The organism is Agromyces mediolanus, from assembly GCF_023715325.1.
In the GTDB taxonomy this organism is placed as follows: Bacteria; Actinomycetota; Actinomycetes; order Actinomycetales; family Microbacteriaceae; genus Agromyces; species Agromyces mediolanus_A.
The window spans coordinates 276,107-296,845 of the sequence record NZ_JAMBNX010000003.1 but is presented as its reverse complement, the minus strand read 5'-3'; the positions used below and the strand labels follow the sequence as shown (position 1 = coordinate 296,845).

General features: G+C 71.6%; 24 protein-coding genes, 2 tRNA genes and 1 riboswitch. Of the genes, 16 read left to right on the top strand and 10 right to left on the bottom strand.

Annotated elements, in window-relative coordinates:
• Positions 1–19: 19 nt before the first annotated feature.
• The 11 genes from gatC (at position 20) to M3147_RS07595 (ending at position 9,944) form a co-directional block, all read left to right on the top strand.
• On the top strand, positions 20–322 hold the full coding sequence (gene gatC / locus M3147_RS07645) for an Asp-tRNA(Asn)/Glu-tRNA(Gln) amidotransferase subunit GatC (protein ID WP_251202860.1): 303 nt from the start codon (positions 20–22) through the stop codon (positions 320–322).
• A complete protein-coding gene (gatA, locus tag M3147_RS07640; protein WP_251202859.1) occupies positions 319–1,860 on the top strand; it encodes an Asp-tRNA(Asn)/Glu-tRNA(Gln) amidotransferase subunit GatA in 1,542 nt (513 codons plus the stop codon). The genes gatC and gatA overlap by 4 nt, the downstream gene beginning before the upstream one ends.
• Positions 1,860–3,380 carry an Asp-tRNA(Asn)/Glu-tRNA(Gln) amidotransferase subunit GatB gene (gene gatB, locus M3147_RS07635; RefSeq protein WP_251202858.1) on the top strand — a complete coding sequence of 507 codons (1,521 nt, stop codon included), beginning with the start codon at positions 1,860–1,862 and terminating at the stop codon, positions 3,378–3,380. Before gatA ends, gatB begins: the two co-directional genes overlap by 1 nt.
• Positions 3,381–3,489: 109 nt before the next feature.
• Positions 3,490–4,131 (top strand): hypothetical protein, encoded by a 642-nt coding sequence (locus M3147_RS07630; RefSeq protein WP_251202857.1) that lies wholly within the window; start codon positions 3,490–3,492, stop codon positions 4,129–4,131.
• 78 nt (positions 4,132–4,209) lie between these two features.
• Positions 4,210–5,490 (top strand): DNA polymerase IV, encoded by a 1,281-nt coding sequence (locus M3147_RS07625; protein ID WP_251202856.1) that lies wholly within the window; start codon positions 4,210–4,212, stop codon positions 5,488–5,490.
• A gap of 66 nt (positions 5,491–5,556) precedes the next feature.
• Complete coding sequence (locus M3147_RS07620; protein WP_251202855.1) at positions 5,557–5,892, top strand: hypothetical protein; 336 nt, start codon at positions 5,557–5,559, stop codon at positions 5,890–5,892.
• A 76-nt stretch (positions 5,893–5,968) separates the two neighbouring features.
• Positions 5,969–6,079, top strand: a riboswitch (TPP riboswitch).
• A 35-nt stretch (positions 6,080–6,114) separates the two neighbouring features.
• On the top strand, positions 6,115–6,753 hold the full coding sequence (locus M3147_RS07615; RefSeq protein WP_439954191.1) for an ECF transporter S component: 639 nt from the start codon (positions 6,115–6,117) through the stop codon (positions 6,751–6,753).
• Complete coding sequence (locus M3147_RS07610) at positions 6,750–8,237, top strand: ABC transporter ATP-binding protein (RefSeq protein WP_439954190.1); 1,488 nt, start codon at positions 6,750–6,752, stop codon at positions 8,235–8,237. The genes M3147_RS07615 and M3147_RS07610 overlap by 4 nt, the downstream gene beginning before the upstream one ends.
• 95 nt (positions 8,238–8,332) lie before the next feature.
• Entirely contained in the window at positions 8,333–9,088 is a 756-nt protein-coding gene (locus M3147_RS07605; RefSeq protein WP_251202965.1) for an energy-coupling factor transporter transmembrane component T family protein, read from the top strand.
• Complete coding sequence (locus tag M3147_RS07600) at positions 9,085–9,639, top strand: ATP-binding protein (protein ID WP_251202853.1); 555 nt, start codon at positions 9,085–9,087, stop codon at positions 9,637–9,639. Before M3147_RS07605 ends, M3147_RS07600 begins: the two co-directional genes overlap by 4 nt.
• Before the next feature lie 47 nt (positions 9,640–9,686).
• Complete coding sequence (locus M3147_RS07595) at positions 9,687–9,944, top strand: hypothetical protein (RefSeq protein WP_251202852.1); 258 nt, start codon at positions 9,687–9,689, stop codon at positions 9,942–9,944.
• A gap of 58 nt (positions 9,945–10,002) precedes the next feature.
• Here M3147_RS07595 and M3147_RS07590 read toward each other — a convergent pair whose 3' ends face one another.
• The 6 genes from M3147_RS07590 to M3147_RS07565 form a co-directional block, all read right to left on the bottom strand.
• Positions 10,003–11,238, bottom strand: coding sequence for a hypothetical protein (locus M3147_RS07590; RefSeq protein WP_251202851.1), 1,236 nt, complete (start codon positions 11,236–11,238; stop codon positions 10,003–10,005).
• Between the two features lie 54 nt (positions 11,239–11,292).
• Entirely contained in the window at positions 11,293–11,640 is a 348-nt protein-coding gene (locus M3147_RS07585; protein WP_251202850.1) for a metallopeptidase family protein, read from the bottom strand.
• Positions 11,641–11,699: 59 nt separating this feature from the next.
• A tRNA-His gene (locus tag M3147_RS07580) sits at positions 11,700–11,775 on the bottom strand.
• Between the two features lie 39 nt (positions 11,776–11,814).
• Positions 11,815–12,438: an oligoribonuclease gene (orn, locus tag M3147_RS07575; RefSeq protein ID WP_251202849.1), complete on the bottom strand. Its 624-nt coding sequence runs from the start codon at positions 12,436–12,438 to the stop codon at positions 11,815–11,817.
• A 65-nt stretch (positions 12,439–12,503) separates the two neighbouring features.
• A tRNA-Arg gene (locus tag M3147_RS07570) sits at positions 12,504–12,576 on the bottom strand.
• Positions 12,577–12,617: 41 nt separating this feature from the next.
• The gene (locus tag M3147_RS07565; RefSeq protein WP_251202848.1) at positions 12,618–13,838 is read right to left on the bottom strand and encodes a cation:proton antiporter; all 1,221 of its coding nucleotides are present in this window, start codon (positions 13,836–13,838) and stop codon (positions 12,618–12,620) included.
• A 124-nt stretch (positions 13,839–13,962) separates the two neighbouring features.
• Here M3147_RS07565 and nadE point away from each other — a divergent pair, with 124 nt between their 5' ends.
• A complete protein-coding gene (gene nadE / locus M3147_RS07560) occupies positions 13,963–14,784 on the top strand; it encodes an ammonia-dependent NAD(+) synthetase (protein ID WP_251202847.1) in 822 nt (273 codons plus the stop codon).
• Positions 14,785–14,939: 155 nt separating this feature from the next.
• Here the strand turns inward: nadE and M3147_RS07555 are convergent, their stop codons facing one another.
• Entirely contained in the window at positions 14,940–15,623 is a 684-nt protein-coding gene (locus M3147_RS07555) for a hypothetical protein (RefSeq protein ID WP_251202846.1), read from the bottom strand.
• Between the two features lie 81 nt (positions 15,624–15,704).
• Positions 15,705–15,944 (bottom strand): hypothetical protein, encoded by a 240-nt coding sequence (locus tag M3147_RS07550; protein WP_251202845.1) that lies wholly within the window; start codon positions 15,942–15,944, stop codon positions 15,705–15,707.
• Between the two features lie 398 nt (positions 15,945–16,342).
• Between M3147_RS07550 and M3147_RS07545 the strand changes: the two genes are divergently transcribed.
• The 4 genes from M3147_RS07545 to M3147_RS07530 are packed head-to-tail and all read left to right on the top strand — an operon-like array spanning position 16,343 to position 19,584.
• Complete coding sequence (locus M3147_RS07545) at positions 16,343–16,885, top strand: single-stranded DNA-binding protein (RefSeq protein ID WP_251202844.1); 543 nt, start codon at positions 16,343–16,345, stop codon at positions 16,883–16,885.
• A gap of 44 nt (positions 16,886–16,929) precedes the next feature.
• Positions 16,930–17,415: a DUF6993 domain-containing protein gene (locus M3147_RS07540; RefSeq protein WP_251202843.1), complete on the top strand. Its 486-nt coding sequence runs from the start codon at positions 16,930–16,932 to the stop codon at positions 17,413–17,415.
• 5 nt (positions 17,416–17,420) lie between these two features.
• Positions 17,421–19,103 carry an energy-dependent translational throttle protein EttA gene (ettA, locus tag M3147_RS07535; RefSeq protein WP_251202842.1) on the top strand — a complete coding sequence of 561 codons (1,683 nt, stop codon included), beginning with the start codon at positions 17,421–17,423 and terminating at the stop codon, positions 19,101–19,103.
• A gap of 1 nt (position 19,104) precedes the next feature.
• A complete protein-coding gene (locus M3147_RS07530) occupies positions 19,105–19,584 on the top strand; it encodes an acyl-CoA thioesterase (RefSeq protein ID WP_251202841.1) in 480 nt (159 codons plus the stop codon).
• 87 nt (positions 19,585–19,671) lie between these two features.
• Here the strand turns inward: M3147_RS07530 and M3147_RS07525 are convergent, their stop codons facing one another.
• Entirely contained in the window at positions 19,672–20,160 is a 489-nt protein-coding gene (locus M3147_RS07525; RefSeq protein WP_251202840.1) for a DUF2231 domain-containing protein, read from the bottom strand.
• 5 nt (positions 20,161–20,165) lie between these two features.
• The gene (locus M3147_RS07520) at positions 20,166–20,648 is read right to left on the bottom strand and encodes a Rieske (2Fe-2S) protein (protein WP_251202839.1); all 483 of its coding nucleotides are present in this window, start codon (positions 20,646–20,648) and stop codon (positions 20,166–20,168) included.
• Between the last annotated feature and the right edge of the window lie 91 nt (positions 20,649–20,739).

Genomic DNA, 20,739 nt, shown 5'->3' with positions numbered 1-20,739 from the left:
ACGACACGTTCGGAGCAGCATGCCTGAAATCAGTGCGGAGCAGGTCGCCCATCTGGCGAACCTCGCTCGCATCGCGCTCACCGAGGAGGAGATCGCGCACCTCACCACCGAGCTCGGCCAGATCATGCAGGCCGTCGAGCAGGTGAACCAGGTCGCGACCCCCGACGTCCCGCCGACGAGCCATCCCATCCCGATGCAGAATGTCTTCCGCGCCGATGTGGTGACCGATGACGTGCTGACCCCCGAGCAGGCGCTCTCCGGCGCACCCGAACGAGACGGCGACCGCTTCGTCGTCTCCGCGATCCTGGGGGAGGAGCAGTGAGCCACTCCGACGACCTGATCCGTCTCAGTGCCGCAGAGCTCGCCGGCCGCCTCGGCCGCGGCGAGGTGAGCTCCGTCGAGGCGACGCAGGCGCACCTCGACCGCATCGCCGCCGTCGACGGCGCCGTGCACGCCTTCCTCCATGTGAACGCCGAGGGCGCTCTGCGCGCCGCTGCCGAGGTCGACCGGGCCCGCGCCGCTGGCGAGTCGCTCGGCGAGCTCGCCGGCGTTCCGATCGCCATCAAGGACGTGCTGGTGACCGAGGGCATGCCCTCGACCTCGGGCTCGAAGATCCTCGAGGGCTGGATCCCGCCATACGACGCCACGCCCGTGCGGAAGGTCCGCGAGGCCGGCCTCGTGCCGCTCGGCAAGACGAACATGGACGAGTTCGCCATGGGCTCCTCCACCGAGCACTCGGCCTACGGCCCGACGCACAACCCCTGGGACCTCGACCGCATCCCCGGCGGCTCCGGTGGTGGCTCGGCCGCTTCCGTCGCGGCCTTCGAGGCGCCCCTCGCACTCGGCAGCGACACGGGCGGCTCCATCCGCCAGCCCGCGCACGTGACCGGCACGGTCGGCGTGAAGCCCACCTACGGCGCCGTCAGCCGGTACGGCTCGATCGCCCTGGCCTCCTCGCTCGATCAGATCGGCCCCGTCACCCGCACGGTGCTCGACGCGGCACTGCTGCAGGACGTGATCGCGGGCCACGACCCGCACGACTCCACCTCGATCGCCGAGCCGTGGCCCTCGATGGCCGAGGCCGTGCGCCGGGCCGACGTGCAGGGCCTGCGGATCGGCGTCGTGAAGGAGCTCGACACCGACGGCTTCCAGACCGGCGTCCGTCAGCGCTTCCACGAGTCCCTCGAGCTGCTCGAGCGCAACGGCGCCGAGATCGTCGAGGTCGAGGCGCCGAACTTCGAGCACGCGATCGCCGCGTACTATCTCATCCTGCCGGCCGAGGCATCCTCGAACCTGGCGAAGTTCGACTCGGTGCGCTTCGGCCTCCGCGTCACCCCGCAGGGTGGCGGCACGGTCGAGCAGGTCATGGCCGCGTCACGTGAGGCGGGGTTCGGCCCCGAGGTGAAGCGCCGCATCATCCTCGGCACCTACGCCCTGTCCGCCGGCTACTACGACGCTTACTACGGCAGCGCCCAGAAGGTGCGCACGCTCGTGCAGCGCGACTTCGACCAGGCCTTTGCGAAGGTCGACGTGCTCGCCACGCCGACCGCGCCGACGACCGCGTTCAAGCTCGGCGAGAAGCTCGACGACCCGCTCGCCATGTACCTGAACGACATCGCCACGATCCCGGCGAACCTCGCCGGCGTCCCCGGCATCTCGCTGCCCGCCGGCCTCGCGCCGGAGGACGGCCTGCCGGTCGGCATCCAGTTCCTCGCCCCGGCCCGCCAGGACGCCCGCCTGTACAACGTCGGCGGCGCGCTCGAGCGACTGCTCGAGGCGGAGTGGGGCGGCCCGCTGCTCGCGAAGGCCCCCGACCTGTCGACCCACGAGCTCACCGCGACCGAGGAGGGCGCACTCTGATGGCGCGAGTCGAACTGATGGACTACGAGCAGGCGCTCGAGCTCTTCGAGCCGGTCATCGGCCTCGAGGTGCACGTCGAGCTCAACACCGAGACGAAGATGTTCTCGCCCGCTCCGAACCCGGCGAACGAGAAGTACCACGGCGCGGCGCCGAACACGCTCGTCTCACCGGTCTGCCTCGGGCTGCCCGGCTCGCTGCCGGTGGTGAACGGCGAGGCGGTCGAGAAGTCGATCTCGCTCGGGCTCGCCCTCGGTTGCTCGATCGCCGAGTCGAGCCGTTTCGCGCGGAAGAACTACTTCTACCCCGACCTCGCGAAGAACTACCAGATCTCCCAGTACGACGAGCCGATCGCGTTCGACGGCGAGGTCGAGGTCGAGCTGGCCGACGGCCGCACCTTCCAGGTGCCCATCGAGCGGGCGCACATGGAGGAGGACGCGGGCAAGCTCACGCACGTCGGCGGCGCGACCGGGCGTATCCAGGGCGCGGAGTACTCGCTGGTCGACTACAACCGCGCCGGCGTGCCGCTCGTGGAGATCGTCACCCGCCCGATCTTCGGTGCCGAGGGCGACGCCCCCGAGCTCGCGAAGGCGTACGTGTCGACGATCCGCGACATGGCGATCTCGCTCGGCATCTCCGAGGCGCGCATGGAGCGCGGCAACCTCCGCTGCGACGCGAACGTGTCGCTGCGCCCCCGCGGCGCCGAGCAGCTCGGCACCCGCACGGAGACGAAGAACGTGAACTCGTTCCGTTCGATCGAACGCGCGGTGCGCTACGAGATCCAGCGTCAGGCGGCGATCCTCGCCAAGGGCGGCGCCATCACGCAGGAGACCCGGCACTGGCACGAGGACACCGGCACGACGAGCCCTGGTCGCCCGAAGTCCGACGCCGACGACTACCGGTACTTCCCGGAGCCCGACCTCGTGCCCGTCGTCCCATCGCGCGAGCGCGTCGCCGAGCTGCGTGCTGCGCTGCCCGAGCCGCCGCCGGCCCGCCGGCGCCGGCTCAAGGCCGAGTGGGGCTTCACCGACCTCGAGTTCCAGGGCGTCGTGAACGGCGGCCTGCTGAACGAGGTCGCCGCGACGATCGCGGCGGGGGCGAGCCCTGCTGCCGCCCGCAAGTGGTGGACCGGTGAACTCACCCGCCTCGCCAACGCGAGCGAGACGGATGCCGCGTCGCTGGCCTCGCCCGAGCACGTCGCCGAGCTCGCGGCCCTCGTCGAGGCTGGCACGCTCACCGACCGTCTCGCACGGCAGGTGCTCGAGGGCGTCGTGGCGGGCGAGGGCTCGCCGCAGCAGATCGTCGACGCCCGCGGGCTCGCCGTCGTCTCCGACGACGGCGCCCTGATCGCGGCGATCGACGCGGCGCTCGCGGCGCAGCCCGACGTGCTCGCGAAGATCCGCGACGGCAAGGTGCAGGCCGCAGGTGCCGTCATCGGTGCCGTCATGAAGGCGATGCAGGGCAAGGCGGACGCGGCACGCGTCCGGGAGCTCGTGCTGGAGCGCGCCGCCGCAGCGGAGTAACCGAAGCACTCCCGCGGGAGCCGGTGCCGATTCGTCGGCGCCGGCTCTCAGCCGTTTCGTGGCCGCGCTCGATACGATCGCCTTCCCCACCAGGAATGACGAGGACAGCATGGGATTCTTCGACCGACTCTTCGGCGCTCCCGAGGAGCGCCCCGCCGCCCAGCCCGCCCCGCCGGCACGAGCCCTGAGCGAGGACGAACTGGCGGTCGAGCGCTACCGCTACCTGCTGCGCACCGCGCCGCCGGAGTCCATCGAGCAGGTGCACGCGGAGGCGTTCGCGAAGCTGACGCCCGAACAGCGCCAGCAGGTGTTCCAGGCGCTCAGCGATCAGGCACCCGCGGGCGAGCGCCTCGTCTCCGACGAGCCCGGCGCCCTGGCCAGGGCGGCCACCCGCCAGGAGCTGCGGGCGCCCGGCAGCATGGAGCGCGCGTTCCAGGGCGGCGGTCGCGGCGGCACGGCGGCGGCCGCGGGCGGCCCGTCGTTCGGGCAGATGCTCGGCGGATCCATGCTCGGCACCATCGCCGGTGTGGTCGTCGGCTCGGCGATCGCGCAGGCCTTCCTGCCCGGTCCCGGCGCGTTCGAGGCGTCTGGTGACGGCTCCGCCGAGCAGGGCGGTGACCCCGGTGCCGACCAGGCCGGCGACGCGGGGAGCGTCGACGCGGCCGGCGCGGATCAGGGCGGCTTCGGCGATGGCGGCTTCGGCGACTTCGGCGGGGGCGATTTCGGCGGTGGCGGCGACTTCGGCTTCTGACCCGGAGCGGCCGATGTCGGCGGAGCGGCTGATGTCGGCGGCGCGGCTGATGTCGGCGGCGCGGGATAGGGTCGCAGCATGAGCAAGCAGGACGGCTCGTCGAGGCAGGTCACCACCGGCCCCGTCGACGACTCCGGCACCCCCATCCTCCACGTCGACATGGACGCGTTCTTCGTATCCGTCGAGCTGCTGAGCCGACCCGAGTTGCGCGGCAAGCCCGTGCTGGTCGGTGGCACCGCCGGTCGAGGGGTGGTGTCCGCGGCGAGCTACGAAGCGCGACGGTACGGCGTCAACTCCGCCATGCCGATGTCGGTCGCACTGCAGCGCTGCCCCAACGCGATCGTGCTCCGCGGCGACTATCGCAAATACAGCGAGTACTCCCGTCGAGTGCTCACCATCTTCGAGTCGGTCACCCCGCTCGTCGAGCCGCTGTCGATCGACGAGGCCTTCCTCGACGTCTCGGGTGCACGCCGATTGCACGGCAGCCCCGCCGAGATCGCCTGGAGCATCCGAGAGCGGGTGCACGCCGAGACCGGCCTCACCTGCTCCGTCGGCGTCGCCGCGTCGAAGTACGTCGCGAAGGTCGCCTCGGGCCGGGCGAAACCCGACGGCATGCTCGTCGTGCCGGCCGCCGACACGGTGGCGTTCCTCCACCCGCTGCCGGTGTCGGCGCTCTGGGGCGTCGGTCGGGTCACCGAGCAGTCGCTCGCCAAGCTCGGGCTGCAGACGGTCGGTGATGTCGCCGCCATGCCGCCGGACGCGCTGGAACGCGCCGTCGGCCCGGCCCTCGCCGAGCGCCTGGCGCGCCTCGCGAACGGCGACGATCCGCGTGAGGTCTCCACCCACCGGGTCGAGAAGTCGATCGGGCACGAGACCACCTTCGGGCACGATCTGACCGACCCCGCCGAGATCCGCCGCGCGCTGCTCGACCTCGCGGGCAATGTCGCCGTGCGGCTGCGTCGGGGCGGCCTGGTCGGGCGCACCGTCGTGCTGAAGCTCCGATACGACGACTTCCGCACCATCACCCGATCCCGAACGCTGGCCGAGCCGACCGACGTGGCCCGTCGCATCTACGAGGAGGCGGTCGAGGCCATGGCGGGGCTCATCGGGCACGGCGAGCGAGTGCGGCTGATCGGTGTTCGGGCGGAGCAGCTCCGACCAGCCGACGGCGGCTTCGCGCTCTGGGACCCCGACGAGGAATGGCGCGACGCCGAGCGCACGATCGACGAGGTCGTCGCGAAGTTCGGCACGGGAGCGGTGAAGCCCGCCGCGCTCGTGGGCCGCGCGCCCGACCGTTCGGCGGCCGGGGCGCGCTTCCGGCAGCCGCTCGACGACCGCGACGGCCCCACCCAGCACTGAACGCCAGCAGCTCGGGCCCGAGCGCAAGCCCTGGAGTCCTGCTCGACGCGCGGGTAGCGTTGAGGTATGGCTGAATTCGTGCTCGACCTCGCAGAGAACGTCGCCGGTGTCGGCGTCAAGACCTCCTACGGCGAAGCCGTCGATCTCGACGGCACTACGGTGATCCCCGTCGCGCTCGGCTGGTACGGCTTCGGCGCTGGCTCCGGCACCGACGACGAGGGTCAGTCCGCGTCGGGCGGCGGTGGCGGCGGCGCATCCATTCCGCTCGGCGCATACGTCGGTCGTGGCGGCGGCGAGGTCCGCTTCGAGCCGAACCTCATCGGACTGCTGCTCGCGGCGACGCCGCTCGTCTGGGTCGCGGGCAAGGCGCTGAAGGGCGTCATTCGCGCGCTGAAGCGCTGATCCGCTGGAGCGCACGCGCGTCGACGACTCGCGGTGGCGCCGGTCGGCCCACGCCGGCCGGCGTCCGCGTATACTCGTGCTCGAACACGGGAGTCCGGTGAGCCGGGCTGAGAGGAAGGTGCTCCAACCTTCGACCGTCGAACCTGATCTGGGTCATGCCAGCGCAGGGAGATCGATCTCTTCAATCCCGTGCCGCTTTCCACCGAAGAAAGGGCACGAACAGTGCACGCGAACGCGAACCAGCAATCCACCATCGAGCGGCCCGCGAAGCGGGCCCGCGACCTGCGCTGGCGGGTCGTCGACATCGTCGTCGCGGCCGTCATCGGCGTCGCGACCGGCCTCCTCTTCCTGCTCTGGAACAACCTCGGCTATGCCTGGTTCTCCGCGGCCGACGCGCTCACGCCGGGCCTCGGCGGCATCGCCGTCGGTATCTGGCTCATCGGCGGCGTGCTCGGCGGGCTGGTCATCCGCAAGCCCGGCGCGGCCCTCTTCGTCGAGCTGCTGGCGGCCGTCGTCTCGGCGCTCGTCGGCAACCAGTGGGGCATCGAGACCCTGTACTCGGGAATCGCGCAGGGCCTCGGCGCCGAACTGATCTTCGCGCTCTTCGCCTATCGCCGGTTCGGGCTCGTCCCCGCTGTCCTCGCCGGCGCGGCAGCGGGCGCCGCGGCGTGGCTGCTCGAGCTGTTCACCTCCGGCAACCTGCAGAAGTCGCCCGAGTTCCTCGGGCTCTACCTCACCACGATCGTCATCTCCGGCGCCGTGCTGGCCGGCATCCTCGGGTGGATCATCGTGCGCGCCCTTGCCGCGACCGGAGCGCTCAGCCGATTCGCCGCCGGTCAGGACGTGACCCAGCGGGTATGAGCAGGCCGGTGAGCGAGCGCGTCGCGCCCGCGAGCGTCGAGGCGCGCGGGTGGGGCTGGCGCCACGCCGGCCGGCGCCGCTGGGCGATCGAGGGGCTCGACCTGAGCATCGCGCCGGGGGAGCGGGTGCTCCTCGTCGGCCCCTCCGGCAGCGGCAAGTCGACGGTGCTGCACGCGCTGGCCGGCGTGAACGGCGGTGCCGAAGAGGGGGAGTCCGTCGGCGAGCTGCTGCTCGACGGCGTCGGACCCGCCGATCGCCGCGGGCGATCCGGCCTCGTCCTGCAGGACCCGGACTCGCAGGTGGTGCTCTCGCGCCTCGGCGACGATGTCGCGTTCGGCTGCGAGAATCTCGGCGTCGAGCGCTCCGAGATCTGGTCGCGTGTGCGCGACGCGGTCGACGCCGTCGGGCTGGAGCTGCCGCTGGACCACCCGACGAGCCGCCTGTCCGGCGGACAGAAGCAGCGGCTCGCCCTCGCGGGGGCGATCGCGATGCGGCCCGGCCTCCTGCTGCTCGACGAGCCGACGGCGAATCTCGACCCCGAGGGCGTCGCCGAGGTGCGCGCGGCGGTCTCGCGCGTGCTGGACCGGACGGGGGCGACGCTCGTCGTGGTCGAGCATCGGGTCGATGTGTGGCACGAGCTCGTCGACCGCATGGTCGTCCTCGGGCGGGAGGGGCGGGTGATCGCCGACGGCCGGCCGAAGGAGGTGCTGGTCTCGGCTCGCGTCGAACTGCTGGCGGCAGGGGTCTGGGTGCCCGGGGAGCCGCTCGACGTCGGCGCCGCTCGTGCCGCGGACCCGGACACCGACGTGCTCCTGAGCGGCCACGGGCTCACGATCGGGCGGCAGGCGGGGCGCCCGCTCCGCACCGGGGTGGAGCTCGCCGTCCCGGCCGGCGCATCGACCGTGCTCACCGGACCGAACGGAGCCGGCAAGTCGACCCTCGCGCTCACGCTCGGCGGACTGCTTCGGCCGCTCGCCGGTCGAGTGGTGGCTGCGCCGGCACTCGCGGCGGGGATCGGGCCCGATCCGTCCGGCTGGCGATCCCGTGAGCTGCTGCATCGGATCGGCACGGTCTTCCAGGAGCCGGAGCATCAGTTCGTCGCGCGTACCGTGCGCGGCGAGCTCGGCGTCGCCCTCCGCGCGCTGGGGGAGCAGGACACCGCCTCGCGGGTCGATCCCGTGCTCGAACGGCTCCGCCTCGAGCACCTCGCCGAGGCGAACCCGTTCACGCTCTCGGGGGGCGAGCAACGTCGGCTCACGGCCGCCTCGGTGCTGGTCGCACGACCCCGGGTCGTCATCCTCGACGAACCGACCTTCGGACAGGACCGGCTCACCTGGATCGAGCTGGTCCGACTCGTGCGCGAACTCGCCGACGACGGGGTCGCCGTGCTGTCGGTGAGCCATGACGCGGCCTACCGTGAGGCGCTCGGCGACGTCAGGTACGCGCTCGGCGCGGACTCCCTCGGAACGGGGAAGGCCGCGTGACCGGCCGCGTGGAACGAGCGGCGCCCACCACGACGGTGATCGGACGTCGACCGAGCGACGCGACCGAGGCACCGGCGGCGGTCCCGCCCCCGCGGCTGCGCCTCCTGCCGCGGGTGAACCCCGTGACCCGGCTCGCCGCCGCGATCCTCGTGACGACGCCGCTCCTCTTCACCATCGACTGGGTGAGCGCGGCCGTGGCGCTGACATTGCAGCTTGCGCTGTTCCTCGCCGCGGGCGTCCGGCCGTCCACGATGCTCCGCCGCTGCTGGCCGATCCTCGTCGCCGCGCCCCTCGCCGGCCTCTCCATGCTGCTCTATGGGCGGCCGGCTGGCACCGAGTATTGGAGCTTCTGGCTCGCCCGCATCACGGACGGCTCGATCGAGCTCGCCGTCGCGGTGACGCTCCGGGTGCTGGCGATCGGGCTGCCAGCCGTGCTGCTCTTCCTCGACGTCGACCCGACCGAACTCGCCGACGGACTGGCGCAGGTGTGGCGACTTCCCGCCAGGTTCGTCCTCGGCGCTCTCGCCGGGGCCCGTCTGATCGGGCTGTTCCTCGACGACTGGCGCGCCATGGCGATGTCGCGCCGGGCTCGGGGCATCGGGGACCATGGTGCCGTGCGGCGGTTCGCCACGATGGCGTTCGCGCTCCTCGTGCTCGCCATCAGGCGCGGGTCGAAGCTCGCGACGGCGATGGAGGCGCGCGGCTTCGGTGCTCGCACCGCGCGGAGCTGGGCGCGGCCGTCCACGATCGGCGCTCCAGATGCCGCGCTCCTCGTCATCGCGCTCTCCGTCGCCGGCTGCGCCATCGGCGGCGCGATCCTCGCGGGCACCTTCCACCCGGTGTGGGTGTGAGCGGCGGGCCGGCCGGGCCGAGCGCGGCGGCGCTCGCGCGGGTCCAGGCGCTGCTCCAGCGGCGCACGCCGCGCCTCGTCGCCATCGACGGGCCGAGCGGCGCGGGCAAGACCACCCTCGCCGAGGCCGTCGTCGCCGAGTGGCGCAGCGACCCGGTACTCGTCCAGCTCGACGGCGTCTACCGCGGTTGGCAGGGGCTGGACGAGGGCGCGGTGGAGCTCCACCAACATCTCGTACCCGCCCTGCTCGCCGGTCGGCCGGGCCGGGTGCGGGGGTGGGACTGGTCGCGTTCGCGAGTCGCCGAACCGCGAGCCGTACGACCGGGTCGCCCGCTCGTGATCGAAGGCTGCGGCGCGTTCGCCGCCGTCGCGGGCCATCCGCGCGCGGTACGGATCCTGATCGAGGCGCCGCTCGGGGACCGCCGAACGCGCGCCCTCCGACGTGATCACGGAGCCTTCGACCCGTACTGGGCGCTCTGGGAGACTCAGTGGCGCCGGTATCGCGCACGTCAGGGCGGTCGAACCGTGCCGGACCTCGTCATCCGTGCATGATGGCGCGGGCTCTCCCGCCCACGCGCGGTCGGGGCTACGGTAGTGCCATGAGTGCAGACAGCGTGCCCGCCGAGTACCTCGCCGAGTTCGTCGACGGCCCGATGGAGGGCGAGTTCGATCGCCGCGCCCTGGTGGGCGGCGGGTCGGAGGCCCGGATCGGCATGGTCGCGGCGGTCGATGGGCTCGAGTCCCTCTTCTGGTACGACCGCATCGACGAGCGCGAGGTCGCCGGCGAGCTCCGCGCCCGGTATCGCTTCGATCCGAGCGACTCCGACCCGGTCGAGGCCGACGAGGAGAACGACTGAGCGCTCGGCGTCCTCCGTCGGCGCGTCCGCGAGCACCGCGAACGCCTTCGCGCGGCGGTCACCGCGACTGTTGGTCCTCGACGAACGCACCGACGATGGCGCCGGGGTTCAGCAGACGCCACATCGGCCCCGGGTCGCCGATCGCGGACTCGAGCTCGACGGACGATGTGAGTGTCTCTCCGGCGACGTCCACGCGGATCTCGCCGACGGTGCGGCCCGCGGGGGCCGTCGCGAACGGTTCGACGTCGAGGGTCGGCGTTCCGGGTTCGGCGCCCCACGCCCCGGCCTCGCGGGAGCCGGTCGCGAGCAGCGCGGAGCGTTCGCCCCACGCCGTGCGCACCTCGCCGTAGCTCGCGCCCTCCGTGAGCACGGGGACGGGGGCCGCCGCCGCCGGCACGCTCTGCACGAGTGCGGCGATGGCGGGGTCGAGCGTCTCGTAGTCCGGCATCCGCACGAAGGCGACGACGAAGTCACCCGCATCCTCGGCGGAGCCCAGCGGGGCGTGGCCGACGAAGACGAGTCCGGCCTGATCCGTGAACCCACGCACGAGGGCGTCCACCCCATCGTCGGCGGCATGGTCGGCGACCTGCGGGATCTCGCGCTCGCCCGCCACCTCCACCCCGTCGACGATCGACGCGATCGCCGGCTGGGCCAAGGCCAGCGCCGCGAGCCGGGCGACCTCCTCGGCCGTCCCCACGCTGTCGCCGGAGAGCCCGGTCGCGTCGGCGACGCGGAGCGTGTCGAAGTCGTGCGCTTCGAGCCATCCGTTCGCCCGCTCCACGTACGCGTCGACGCTGCCGAAGGCCCACCGCGCGAGCGTGTCGGCGTGATTGTTGCTGCTGGCCAGCAGGACCGCCCGGGTCACATCGCGCTGCGACCACCGGTCACCGGGGGAGACGGCGAGCGTGCGTGTGCCCTCCTTCTCGGCCTGAAGGAACTCGGTGTAGTCCTGCGGGCCGATGGTCAGCTCGGCGCCGGCGCCGTCGGCGGGCAACGGCAGAGCCTCGCTCGTGACGAGGACGGTCACGAGCTTCGCTGCTGCGCCGATCGGCAGCGGCGCCGTCTCGCCGGCCGTCGCGAGTGTGGTCGGCGCCTCGCCGACGCGCGCGACCGCGCTCGCGCCCGCCTCCGGCAGCGTCAGCGCGGACGGCGCCGGGGGCGACGGGGGAGCGGCCGCGACCACCTCGACGTCGGGCAGCGGCCCGAGCAGCATGGCCGGCGCGTACGCCCCGAGGCCGAGGATCGCGATCGCGCCGACGACGATGCCGATCGTGCGGGCGGGGGAAGCGCTCATGGATTCAGGCTACCGGCGCCCGCCTGCCTCGAGGCTCGACGCCACGGGCCACGCTCAGGCCCAGCCCAGCTCGTGCAGTCGATCGTCGTCGATGCCGTAGAAGTGCGCGATCTCGTGCACGAGGGTCACGTGGATCTCGTCGCGCAACGACTCCTCGTCGTCGCAGATCGCGAGCAGCGGCTCCCGGTAGAGGATGATGCGGTCGGGCATCTCGCCGAAGCCGTAGCGGTCGCGGTCGGTGAGCGCGGTGCCGTCGTACAGGCCGAGGAGGTCGAGGGAACCGTCCTCCGGACGATCCTCGACGACGAACACGACGTTCTCGAGGCCGTCGACCATGTCGTCCGGGAGCAGGTCGAGTTCGTCGACCACCATGCGTTCGAAGGTCTCGGCGTCGAGTTCCATTCGTGCTCCTCACCCGCAGATGCACGATGGCCCCGACGTCGGTGCCGGGGCCATCGGTTTGGGGTGAGTAACGGGGCTTGAACCCGCGACCTCCTGGACCACAACCAGGCGCTCTACCAACTGAGCTATACCCACCATGCGCCACCGCAGAATGCGGGAGGCAACTCCACGAGCTTACACCACGTCGGGTGCGAACTCGTTCACGACGGCGGCCGAGATCGCCTGCAGCTCCTGGCTGGTGAGGCCCGGGTCGGCGACGAAGACGGCCTGACGGTAGTACCGCAGCTCGAGGATCGACTCGAGGATGTCGGCGAGCGCGCGATGCCCGCCGTGCTTGGCGGGAGCGTTGAAGTAGGCGCGGGGGAACCAGCGCTTCGCGAGCTCCTTGATCGAGGACACGTCGACGTTGCGGTAGTGCAGGTGTGCGTCGAGTCGCGGCATGAACTTGGTGAGGAACGCGCGGTCGGTGCCGATGGAGTTGCCGGCGAGCGGCGCCTTCTGCTCCTCCGGGATGTGCTGCAGCACGTACTCGAGCACCTGGTACTCGGCGTCGGCGAGGGAGACACCGCTCGGGATCTCCTCGATGAGGCCCGACTCGGTGTGCATCGCCCGCACGAAGTCGTTCATGTGCTCGAGCGCACTCGCATCGGGCTTGATGACGATGCTGATGCCGTCGTCGACGGGATTCAGCTCGTAGTCGGTGATGACGACGGCGATCTCGACCAGTTCATCGACCTCGAGGTCGAGTCCGGTCATCTCGCAGTCGATCCAGACCAGTCGGTCGCTCGCGCTTGCCATGCGGCGAGTCTACCGGCGAGTGGGCTGCGGCCCGGGAACGGTCACGGGGCCGGGTTTCGCCGGCGTCCCCCCGGAGAGATTCGAACTCCCGACCAAGTGGGTAGAAGCCACCTGCTCTGTCCACTGAGCTACGGGGGGCCGGCGTGACCGCCGAAGACAGCATAGCGAGCCCTGGCGGTTCACCCCTCCGTCGGCACGTCGAATCGGTCGGGTCCGGGTGCGCTCGGTGCGTCCGCTGCGCGGCGCCGGAGCGAGAGCGCGACGAGCGGGAAGACGAGCACGGAGAGCATTCCGGCGCCCACGAGCGCGGCCGCCGTACCGCTCGGCAGCTCGCCGCGATCCACGCCGATCGCCGTCACGGCGACGATGATGGGTAAGCCGGTCGCGCCGAAGAGGAGCGTCGCTCCGCGGTCGCGCCAGTCGCTCCCGGCTGGAGCGGCGAGCATCGACGGGATGCCTCGGACGACGAGGAGCAGCAGCACGAAGATCGGCAGCAGCAGGAGGTTCCGTGGGTCGGCGATGAGCCCTGCGAGATCGAAGGTCACGCCCGTGTTGATGAAGAAGATCGGCACGAGGAAGCCGTAGCCGATCGCCTCCAGCTTCCGTTCGATGAGCTCGGTGTCGGGCTCCGGCGCCCCGTTCAGCAGGAGCCGGTAGAGCACCCCGGCGGCGAACGCGCCGAGGAGCATGTCGAGGTCGAGCACGGTGCTGAGGGCGACGAGCGCGGCGAGGATCAGGAGCACGAGTCGGACCGCGAACTGCCCGCTGGTGCGCAGCGTGGCCGCGATGACGCGGTGCAGTCGGCGGCCGGCGCCGCTCGCCGCCGCCCAGATGGCGAGGCCCGTGATCACGGCGAAGGCGAGCAGCACGAGGGTCGCGATCCCGGGTGCGCGGCCGCTCAGGAAGAGGGAGATCGCGATGAGCGGCCCGAACTCGCCCACGGCGCCGATCGCGAGGACGCCGATGCCGAACGGGGTGCGCAGCTCCCCGGCGTCGCGCAGGACCGGCATGATGGTGCCGAGCGCGGTCGAGGTGAGGGCGATGCCGATGAAGGCAGCCGCCGGCAACGAGGGCGCGAGGAGGGCGGCGATCCCGACACCGGCGCAGAGCGAGATGATCCAGCCGATCGTCGCGCGGCTCAGCGGACGGCCGCGGATGGTTCGGAGGTCGATCTCGTTCCCGGCGAGGAAGAACAGCATCGCGAGCCCGAAGTCGGCGAGCATGCCGGTGAAGTCGTCCGGTCGGATCCAGCCGAGCAGCGACGGCCCGAGCATGAGGCCGAGCACGATCTCGAACACGACGAGCGGGATCGCCACGAGCTTGCCGACGGCTCGCACCAGGAGCGGCGCCGCAACCGCGACGGCCGGGAAGAGCACGAGCGTGCCGATCGAGACGTCCATGGATCCCCCTCCGTCACGAGCCGGCGCGGATCGATCCGATCCGGTGCGGCGTGCCCGCGCTGCCGCCGAGCGTAGCGCGGGATCGCGTCTCACGACCGAAACACGCGAGCGCTAGGGTCGAGGCATGCGAGCGATGCAGGCCACCATCATCGAAGAACTCCACGTCCGGCCCCGGATCGACGCCGCCGAGGAGGTGGCCGAACGGGTCCGGTTCCTGCAGGACTATCTGCGCCGCTCCGGAGCCACCGGCTTGGTGCTGGGCATCAGTGGCGGGCAGGACTCCTCGCTCGCCGGGCGGCTCTGCCAGCTCGCGGTGGAGGGTCTCCGCGCGGAGGGGGTCGAGGCGCGCTTCGTCGCCGTCCGGCTGCCCTACCGAGTGCAGCGGGACGAAGCGGACGCGCAGCTCGCCCTCGACTTCATCCGTCCCGACGAGCGCGTGGTGTTCGACATCGCCGGCGGCGTCGACGGGATCGACGGCGAGTACGCCGAAGCGCTCGGCACCGAACTCAGCGATTTCGGCAAGGGCAACGTCAAGGCGCGGATGCGCATGATCGCGCAGTACGCGATCGCGGGGGAGCGGCGGATGCTCGTCGTCGGCACGGATCACGCTGCCGAGGCCGTCACCGGATTCTTCACGAAGTACGGAGACGGCGGCGCCGACCTGCTGCCGCTGACCGGGCTGACCAAGCGTCAGGGGCGGTCGCTGCTCGAGGCGCTCGATGCGCCCGAGCGGCTGTACGTGAAGGTGCCGACGGCCGACCTGCTGGACGATGACCCGGGGCAATCGGACGAAGCGAACCTCGGGTTGAGCTATCGCGACCTCGACGAGTTCCTCGAAGGCGGAACGGTCGACGACTCGGTCGCCGAGCGCATCGAGGCCCGCTACCGTCAGACCCGGCACAAGCGCGAGACGCCGGCGTCCAAGTTCGACTCCTGGTGGCGCTGAGCTGGTTCTGGCCGCGCCGGCCCGGATCTCTGGTGGCCCCGACCCGGAGCCGCGTGCTCCGGGTCAGGAACGCACGAAGCCCCGTGGGACCGAATCGATCCGACGGGGCTTCGCTCGTGGTGGTCGAGTCGCACTCCGCTCGCGCGGACGCGCGGTCAGCGCGACGAGTCGCTGGGTGCCAGCGGGGTCGTCGGCGCCGTCTGCGGGGCCGCGGGTGCCTGCGTCGCTGTCGTGACGGGCACGGTGCGGGCCTCGGCGACGGTCTCCGAGTCCTGGAACCGCTCGTGGTGCTGGCTCGCGACCCACGCATCCTGCTCCTCGATCATCGACTGCTCCGGCTCCTGTCGCTGTGAACGCCACCGGTCGAGGTCGTTCTGGAACTGGCGCTTCGTGCGCGAGGGGCGGCGCTGCCACTCCAGCAGCCGGTCGCGGAACTCTGCCACGGCCGGGTCGAGCTGGTAGCCGAAGGTCGCGGAGGCACGCTTCAGCTCGTGCAGCTGATGTGCCGACCAGTTCGCGGCGATATCGGCGCCACGGATCGGGAGCGTGCGGATGAGGATGTCGGCTTGTCCGACCGCCCGGTCGGCCAGTACCTGCTCCTGCGGCGTCAGCGAGTTCCAGACCGAGGCCTCGGTGGCCGCATCGACGAGTGCCGCGATCGCGGCGGTCTTGAGCTCGCGATCGCGTTGGGCGACCACTCGCTTCACCGCACCGCTCGCGATCCAGGCGGCGAGCAGGCCGGCGGCGAGCACGGCGAGGAAGAGCACGGCGGCCGAGAAGACCGCGGGCCGCGAAGCGCTCGAGTCGAGCCAGGAGATGAGATCGTTCCACCACTGCATGAGCGCAGCGTAACCGCCACGACGGCGTGTGCCGGAGCGGTCGCGCGGCGCGCCATGAAGCCGCGCCGCGGGGCCGCCGGATCAGCGGAAGACCTCGGCGGCATCTCGGGGCGACCAGAACTCGCCGAGATCGATGCCCTGACGGCCGCCGGGAAGGAGCCGGCGTGAGCTGAAGCGCTCGACGCCGCCGATCTCACGGCGACGGATGTGGCCGAGCAGCGCGCCGTCGCTCGCGGCGACGCGCCAGAGGTCGGGGGCGGCGGCGGCGAAGTTCAGACCGGGGATGCGGTCGGGGAACGGCTCGCGGATCGAGACGGTCATGGACATGTCGCTCCTCTCGCTTCGTGCAGCCGGCCCTGCGTCTGCTCCCAAGGTACGGGCGACCACCGACACGGCTCCGGCCGGGAAGGGCGAAGCACGTCGCTCGTCTCCGAAGCGGTGCCCGAGCCCGAGCAGCCGGCGCGCGCGTGTCGGGGCAGATCCCGATCCTGACGCGATCGGGGCGGGCCGTGGCGGGCTCCTGCCCGGCGACCGGCCTGAAGCCTCGGTCCGCGTCCGCACGGCCGGCCGGGCGGCTCTCCACAGAAGCGCCCGGACGACCCCGTTTGCGGACCGGCCCCGACGAGGCTTGGCAGCACGCGGCATCCGGGGCGATCCCGGCACGAGCGCTCCGGATGCCGCGGGGTGCCGAACGGCGGCACCCGGAGAGCGAGGAGACCATGAACGAAGACAACATCGCCGTGACCGGCATCGTGGGCAGCGACCCGCGCACGTACGTGACGGCGAAAGGGGTGCCGATCGTGTCGTTCCGGCTCGCGTCCTCGCGACGCGTGTTCGACCGCGAGCGAGGCGAGTGGCACGACGGCGAGACCAACTGGTACACGGTCTCGGCATTCCGGCGCCTCGCCGACCACGTGGGGTTCTCGGTGCGCAAGGGCGAGCATGTGGTCGTCACCGGGCGTCTCCGCATCCGCGCCTGGCAGACGGCGGACCGCCAGGGCACCACGGCCGAGATCGATGCCGAGGCGATCGGGCACGACCTCAACTGGGCGATGACCCGTCCGAGGCGTATCCAGCCCGGCGCGCCAGACGGCGAGCCGAAGCCGATCGCGGTGGAGTCCGGCCGGTCGGCGCGCGACACCGCCTTCGACCCGAGCGACCATGAGGCCGAAGCCGACCCGCTCGAGGCCGGCGAACTCGACGAGGTGCCGGAGGGCACCTTCGATGAGGCTTTCCGGGCTCTCGCAGGACCGACCGCTTAGACTCGTGGGGTGCGGCGATCGCCGCCCCGAACGAGGAGCGAGCGATGCGACGGCGAGTGGGTCAGGCGGCCGGTGCCGCGACGCTGGCGGTTGCGACCGCGGTCCTCCTGGCGGGTTGCTTCGGCGGCGCCCCGACGCCGAGCGACAGCGCACGCCCGAGCCCCGATGCGAGCGCGCCCCCGACGTCGGTGACGCCGCTCGTCCTGCAGCCGGACGCCTCGGCGGACGACAACCTGCCGTACTTCGACCAGGTGAACGCCGCGGTCATCGCTGCGAACGGGGCCGCTGGAGGCCGTGACTTCATCGATGCGCTGATCGCTGGAGGGTTCGACCGAGCTGCGATGGCGGTCACCTCGGACGAGACGACGCTCGGCGAACCGGCCGACTCGATCCAGTTCGCCGTCGCCTTCAACGGTGCGTGCCTGGTCGGTCAGTACGGCCCGAAGTCGGACGGCTATCAGAGCGCGGTCCGCCCCGCGCTCGGAAACGGCGGATGCCTCGTCGGGCAGACCCGGCCCATAGACTGGTAGGCGACATGGCTGAATACATTTACTCGATGGTGCGCGCCCGCAAGGCGGTCGGCGACAAGGTCATTCTCGACGACGTGACGATGGCGTTCCTTCCGGGGGCGAAGATCGGCGTCGTCGGCCCGAACGGGGCGGGAAAGTCCACGATCCTGAAGATCATGGCCGGCCTCGACCAGCCCTCCAACGGTGAGGCCCGGCTGTCGCCGGGCTACTCGGTGGGCATCCTGATGCAGGAGCCCGAGCTCGACGAGTCGAAGACGGTCCTGGAGAACGTCCAGGAGGGCGTGGGGCCGATCAAGGGCAAGATCGATCGCTTCAACGAGATCTCGCTGCTCATGGCGGAGCCGGATGCCGACTTCGACGCGCTGCTCGCCGAGATGGGCACGCTGCAGGAAGAGATCGACGCCGCAGACGCGTGGGACCTCGACTCGCAGTTGGAGCAGGCGATGGACGCCCTGCGCTGCCCGCCCGGCGACGAGCAGGTCTCGGTGCTCTCAGGTGGTGAGAAGCGTCGCGTGGCGCTCTGCAAGCTGCTCCTGCAGAAGCCCGACCTGCTCCTGCTCGACGAGCCGACGAACCACCTCGACGCCGAGAGCGTGCTCTGGCTGGAGCAGCACCTCGCCAAGTACCCCGGCGCCGTGCTCGCCGTCACGCACGACCGGTACTTCCTCGATCATGTCGCGGAGTGGATCTGCGAGGTCGACCGCGGCCGCCTGTACCCCTACGAGGGCAACTACTCGACCTACCTCGAGAAGAAGGCCGAACGCCTCGAGGTGCAGGGCAAGAAGGACCAGAAGCTCCAGAAGCGCCTGAAGGAGGAGCTCGACTGGGTCCGCTCCAACGCGAAGGGGCGCCAGGCGAAGTCGAAGGCGCGCCTCGCTCGGTACGAGGAGATGGCGGCCGAGGCCGAGCGCACGCGCAAGCTCGATTTCGAGGAGATCCAGATCCCGCCGGGCCCGCGCCTGGGCGACATCGTCCTCGAGGCCAAGAAGCTGCAGAAGGGCTTCGGCGACCGCAAGCTGATCGACGGTCTGAGCTTCTCGCTGCCGCGCAACGGCATCGTCGGCATCATCGGCCCGAACGGCGTCGGCAAGACGACGCTGTTCAAGACGATCGTCGGCCTCGAGCCGCTCGACGGCGGCGATCTCAAGATCGGCGACACCGTCAAGATCTCCTACGTCGACCAGAGCCGAGGCGGCATCGACCCGAAGAAGACCCTCTGGGAGGTCGTGTCCGACGGGCTCGACTACATCCAGGTGGGCAAGACCGAGGTTCCGAGCCGCGCGTACGTCTCGACGTTCGGCTTCAAGGGCCCCGACCAGCAGAAGCCGGCGGGGGTCCTCTCGGGCGGTGAGCGCAACCGGCTGAACCTCGCGCTCACGCTGAAGCAGGGCGGCAACCTGCTGCTGCTCGACGAGCCCACCAACGACCTCGACGTCGAGACCCTCTCGAGCCTCGAGAACGCCCTGCTCGAGTTCCCCGGCTGTGCCGTCGTCATCACGCACGACCGGTGGTTCCTCGACCGCATCGCCACGCACATCCTCGCGTACGAGGGCACCGAGGAGGACCCGGCGAACTGGTACTGGTTCGAGGGCAACTTCGAGGCGTACGAGGCGAACAAGGTGGAGCGTCTCGGCGCCGACGCCGCGAAGCCGCACCGCTCGACCTACCGCAAGCTCACCCGAGACTGACATGCGACTGCACGTGCCGACCCCGCTCCGCTGGAGCGACCTGGACGCGTACGGGCACGTCAACAACGCCCGGATGCTGAGCCTCCTCGAGGAGGCTCGCATCCAGGCGTTCTGGGTGAACGACGACGGCTCCGTCGAGCACGCCGTGGGCGCCTCCACGGCCGTGCTCGACGCGACGCCGGGGGCGACGACCGTCACACTCATCGCCAGGCAGGAGGTCGAGTACCTCGCGCCGATCCCGTATCAGCGGCTGCCGCTCGACATCGAACTGTGGATCGGCCACATGGGCGGCGCGAGCCTCGACGTCTGTTACGAGGTGTTCTCGCCGCTCGGCGCCGAGCCGCGCACGCTCTACACGCGCGCATCCACGACCATCGTGCTCGTCGATGCGGCGAGCGAGCGCCCGCGCCGCATCACCGACGCCGAGCGCGCCGCCTGGGAGCCCTATCTCGAAGCCCCGGTGGCGTTCCGCCGCCGCTGAACGCGCCGTCGCTGAACGCGACGCGGCTGAACGCGCCGTCGCCGACCGCACCGCGGCTGAACGCGCCGTCGCCGACCGCACCGCGGCTCAGCGTCCCAGCGGATCCTCACTGAACCCGCCCTCCCAGACGGCGCGGCTCCCGGATTCGCCGATCGTCACGAGCGTCATGACGGTTCCCGTGCCGACCGCGAGCGCCGCGACCGTCAGCACGGCGGACACCGCCAAACGTGTGCCGAACGCGCTCGCACGCCGCTCGAGGAGCGCCCACGCCGCCACCGCGACCGCGACGCCGAGGAGCGCGACGAGCCACGGCAGAATCGACTCGCCGCGCGAGGTGTGATCCTGGATCAGTGGCGCGGGCGGCACCCGCGCCTCGAGCCACTTGCCGGCTTCGACCGTCACGAGGCCGAGCGGCAGCACCAGGGCGGTGCCGAGCAGCGCGGGAAGCCAGAGGACGCGTCTGGCGCGCGGCCACGCCGCGAGCACGACGAGCAGCACGGCGCAGAGCGGGGTGAGCACGATCACGGCGTGCACGAGGAGCACGTGCAACGGCAACCCGGCGAACTCGTAGCTCACCGGTGTCACCCCGAGACGACGACGCGATCCCCGTCGACCGCGACCGGGATCGCCGTCAGCGGCCTCAACGCCGGACCCTGCAGCACCTCACCGGTGGCGGCGTCGTACCTCGATCCGTGGCAGGGGCAGTCGAACTCCGCACCCGCCGCTGCGACGACGCACTGCTGATGGGTGCAGATGGCACTGAACGCCATCACGGTGCCGGCGGTGGGCTGGGAGAGGAGCAGCGCCTCGCCGTCCACAGTCGCCGAGACGCTCCCGCCGACCGGTACTTCGGCGAGTTTCGCCAGCTCGCTGCCGGGAGCCAACGCGGAACCGGATCCGCTGCCGGTGCTCCCGCCCTCGCCGGAACCCCCGGAACCCCCGGAACCGCCGTCGCCGCTGTCGGCGGGCGGGCCGCCGGTGGCGCACGCCGCGAGGGTGAGGGCGCCGCCGGTTCCACCGAGCGCGAGCATCGCGCGCCGGCTGAGTCGCGTGGCATCGGACATCGGCGACCTCCCCGTCATCGACCTCGGCGGGTCGGTGAGCTGATTCTGCCGCAACTCGGGCCGCTCCGGAGGAATCCTCAGCGCGCACTCA